This window comes from Candidatus Cloacimonadota bacterium, from assembly GCA_011372345.1.
In the GTDB taxonomy this organism is placed as follows: domain Bacteria; phylum Cloacimonadota; class Cloacimonadia; order Cloacimonadales; family TCS61; genus DRTC01.
In genome coordinates this window covers 1-3,915 of the sequence record DRTC01000051.1, presented here as the reverse complement: position 1 = coordinate 3,915, position 3,915 = coordinate 1, and the positions used below count along the sequence as shown (strand labels likewise).

4 protein-coding genes are annotated in these 3,915 nt (G+C 33.2%); all 4 read right to left on the bottom strand.

All coding sequences use genetic code 11. The annotated features are described in order from the left end of the window. Positions 1-210: 210 nt before the first annotated feature. Positions 211-1,110 carry a phosphatase PAP2 family protein gene (locus tag ENL20_00850; protein HHE37109.1) on the bottom strand — a complete coding sequence of 300 codons (900 nt, stop codon included), beginning with the start codon at positions 1,108-1,110 and terminating at the stop codon, positions 211-213. Between the two features lie 111 nt (positions 1,111-1,221). After that, complete coding sequence (locus ENL20_00845; GenBank protein HHE37108.1) at positions 1,222-2,343, bottom strand: GNAT family N-acetyltransferase; 1,122 nt, start codon at positions 2,341-2,343, stop codon at positions 1,222-1,224. Then, entirely contained in the window at positions 2,343-2,960 is a 618-nt protein-coding gene (locus ENL20_00840) for a glycerol-3-phosphate acyltransferase (GenBank protein HHE37107.1), read from the bottom strand. The genes ENL20_00845 and ENL20_00840 overlap by 1 nt, the downstream gene beginning before the upstream one ends. A gap of 249 nt (positions 2,961-3,209) precedes the next feature. Continuing rightward, the gene (locus ENL20_00835) at positions 3,210-3,911 is read right to left on the bottom strand and encodes a YggS family pyridoxal phosphate-dependent enzyme (GenBank protein ID HHE37106.1); all 702 of its coding nucleotides are present in this window, start codon (positions 3,909-3,911) and stop codon (positions 3,210-3,212) included. Between the last annotated feature and the right edge of the window lie 4 nt (positions 3,912-3,915).

The following is a 3,915-nucleotide window of genomic DNA, read 5'->3' as shown; positions in this document are numbered from 1 at the left end:
TCAATAAAATTAGAAACCGTTAAAACGGTTAATACTTTTTCCTGTTTCATTAACCACCAACTTAAGTTGGTGGTTAATAAGAAGATAGAGGTCAATAACCGATTCATCAGTTTCCAAATTTCGAGCAAAATTTCATACATATTCCAAATTATTGCCTTTTTAGAGTGAACTCAAGTTTTTATAAAAAATTATTGTTTTTTTCGGTGTTCTTCAGTGCTTTTCAGTGTTTATTTCTTTTTCAGCATATTTCCCATATATCTTCAAACCAAGATAATAAATCCCAATTCCAAAGAAGAGACCGGCAACTGTATCGATAAAATAATGATAATGACAATAAATAGTAGAAATACTCAAGAGGAAAGAGATCGGGATCAAGATCCAGCCAAACCATTTTACATCCCGTAAAGCAGAGATCGTTACACCAACAGCAACAGCAACATGCGAACTGGGAAATGCTCCTCCGAGATGAGCCGTATTATTATAAATTAAAGCCATGATCCTGGTAAAAATTCCATACCTGTATTCTGTAGTTAAAAAAGTTGCTCCTTCTAATGCTCTTCCACCGATAACAGGTAAAATATTAAAAATTAAATAGCAGAAATAAAAAAGAAATGAAATGGAAAAAACGAATCTGTGAAATGCTTCTCTTTTCTTGAAATAAAGTAGAAATCCTAAAACCGGTATCATTAAATAATAGCAGAAATATGCAAAATGCATCAATTCCTGCAACCAGAAATAATCGAGTTTTATTCCCCAGACAATTGCTGGCTGATAACCAAAAATATGAAAATCAATTTTCTGAAAAAATGGATCAAGAAAATCCGGGAAGATCACTTTATTAAGAGCAGATGTAGCTTCAAAAAAATAAGTAAAGGCTATGACCGGATACCAATCACGCAAAAAACTCAAGATTCCTGAATGTTTCTCGTTTCTGATCAAAATATAAATAACGATCCCGATCATCAAAAAAACCGGGAAATGAATATGAGGATTATGAACTCTTTTCCAACCAAAAATTATGTATAATAAATTTATTAAAATGTATAAAAAGGTTAGGATATCGATTGGACGAAATCTGTTTTTCTGTGAATGTTTTCCAGGATTTATCATTTTTTTTTAAAGAATCAGAAATACACCTTTATTCTCTCTTTTCAGGGGGATTTAAAGGAATCGTTGTCTAATGAATTCCACTAATTAAGAGGAGATTATGAGAAGTTTTCATCAAATTTTCTTATCAAATATCCTGTAAGTTTTATAGATTTTCGCAGTCAAACTTGAGGAAATTTTATTCATCATATTATTGGTTTCCAGTACCCAGGAAAATTCAGCATCTCGGTAAGGATTTTTGTGTTCATATGCAGTTTTGAAGGAATGATAATAAAAGACAACATCAATCCCGCGATTTTTATATTCATCCAACACTCCCATAATGGGAACTCTCAAGCCGGGAATTTTATTTTTCAATAAGAGAAATTTCAGCCAGCCAAACGGAAGTATTTTACCTTTCAATTTTTTCAGAATAAAATTATAATCCGGTAAAGTAACGGAAAATCCAACTGCTTTCCCCTTGATCTCGGCAATAAAAACAAATTCCGGTCTTAAAATCGGCAGTATATTATCAACCAGCAGATCAAATTCCTTTTCAGTCGTAGGAACATAACCCCAGTTATCTTTCCAGGCTTCTTCGTAAATTCTGAAAACAAGAGCGATGTCATCCTTCAATTTTTTCTTATTTTTAGTGGTTAAAGAACGAACCGTAAACTTTCCTCTTTTCTGAATTTTCGCAGCAAGTTTTACTAATCTCTCCGGAGGTTTCTGAACTTTAATATAATAAGCAAAAATATCCATCGCTTTCTGCAAACCGTAATTTTCATATAGAGATTTGTAATATTCCGGATTATAGGACATCATAACCATGGGGGAAGAATCAAAAGGTTCGATCAAAAGAGCACATTCGTCATTTACGGAAAAATTCATGGGACCTCGCATGGTGTCGAATCCTTTTTCTTTCAACCAATTTTCAGCTGCGGAAAAAAGAATATTAGCAATTTCCTGGTCATTTATTGCTTCAAAAAAGCCAAAAAAACCGATTTTATCATGATGAAATTTATTGTGACGGGTATTTGAATGAGCAGAAATCCTACCGACTATTTTATTGTCATTCATAGCAAGAAACAACTGAACTTCCGAATGTTCAAAATAAGGATTTTTATCAGGATCAAAGAATTTCTTCTGTTCTATGATCAAAGGAGCAACCCAATATGGATCATCTTTATAAAGTTCAAATGGAAATCTGATGAAATTCCTTATCTGCTTTTTTGTTTGAACAGGAACGATCTTCATTAAATCTCTCCTAACCTTTTGGAAACAAAGAAATTGATAATTCCCATCAAAATTGCGGAAAAAAACATTTTAGCAGGAAAATTAGGTTCATCCGGTAATCCTTTCAGGAAGAAACTGATAAAGGGTGGCAGCAAAACTATCATGTATTGGGCAAAGCGGATCTGCTTGAAAAAAACTATGATCAAAAGGGCAAGCAAGGCAACTCCGATCATAGGCCAGATCGTATAATAAAAATAAAAGAAAAAAGTTATGTAACCAAGATAAGTAAAGATACCTCTTCCACCTTTGAATCTGTTTGTGAGAGGAAAACAGTGCCCAATAACCATTAAAAATCCTAAAACCAGAAGATGGGTTTGTGTAGAAATGCATGGATAGAATTTTGTCAGAAGATAATGAAGTAAATACAAATATATGAACATCTTACTGAAATCAACAATACCGGAAAGAATTCCTAACGGTTTGCTGATATTACAAAAAATATTCTGCGTATCAGGATGACCGGTACCGACTTTATAAATATTCAAACTTCTGAATGATTTAGCAAATAAACGGGCAGTTGAAAAACATCCGATCAAATATGAAACAAAAAGTAACGCTGCAAAAACTAATACCTGCATTAAACCTCCTTTTTACCTCACCCCGTCCTCTCCTAACTGGAAAAGGAGAAGTAATTAGACTGACGACTGGACTTCATAACAAGTTAATTCGGAATGTAGTTCAGAATAAAATTAATTTGTCATTCTGGATTCTCAACCATGAACTTACTTACGAAGAATCTCCAGCTTATATAATTATATAATTAAAGTTAACTTTTCGCTACAGATCCCTCGAAAGAAAGAAGTGAAAGAAATCCCCGGAATGAAATTTCAATATTTCCTCTCCCCGAAAATTGCACTGCCAATGCGAACAATATTTGCTCCTTCTTCGATTGCGATCTCAAAGTCATTGGTCATGCCCATGGAAAGATATTTCATTTCTACACTTTTTATCTTCCGGAGTTTAATTTCATCAAATAGTTTTTTCAGAGTTCTGAAACAATTCCGGATTTCATTTTCATCATTCGTGAATTTTCCGATCGTCATCAAACCTTTAATATTCAGGTTTGATAATTCCGAAACATCCTGGATAAAATTTATCGCCAGGTTCGGTTCAATCCCGAATTTACTTTCTTCAAAAGAAGTATTAACTTGGATAAGAACATCTTGTTTTTGATTTATTTGAATTAGAAGATCATTCAGTTTTTCTGCAGTAGAGAATTTATCTATTGAATGGATCAAAACCGGATTCAACTTTATTAATCTGGGAATTTTATTGGATTGCAGATGTCCTATAAAATGGAATTCTTCAAATTTTTCTATGAGTAGAGGGATTTTTTCTTCCGCTTCCTGTATCCGATTTTCTCCGATAAATTTAATCCCTGATCTTAATGCTATATCGACAAGATTTGAGGGATGGGTTTTGGTCACGACAACCAATTTAATATCGGAAGGATTTCTGCCAGATTTTAAGGCAGCATTTTTTATTCTCTGCTTCAAAATTTCAATATTCTTTGAAATAGATGCAACCATGAAC

Excerpts from the sequence above, each read along its gene's own strand:
- ENL20_00845 (HHE37108.1), bottom strand. The coding sequence starts at position 2,343 with ATGAAGATCGTTCCTGTTCAAACAAAAAAGCAGATAAGGAATTTCATC.
- ENL20_00840 (HHE37107.1), bottom strand. The coding sequence starts at position 2,960 with ATGCAGGTATTAGTTTTTGCAGCGTTACTTTTTGTTTCATATTTGATC.
- ENL20_00850 (HHE37109.1), bottom strand. The coding sequence starts at position 1,110 with ATGATAAATCCTGGAAAACATTCACAGAAAAACAGATTTCGTCCAATC.
- ENL20_00835 (HHE37106.1), bottom strand. The coding sequence starts at position 3,911 with ATGGTTGCATCTATTTCAAAGAATATTGAAATTTTGAAGCAGAGAATA.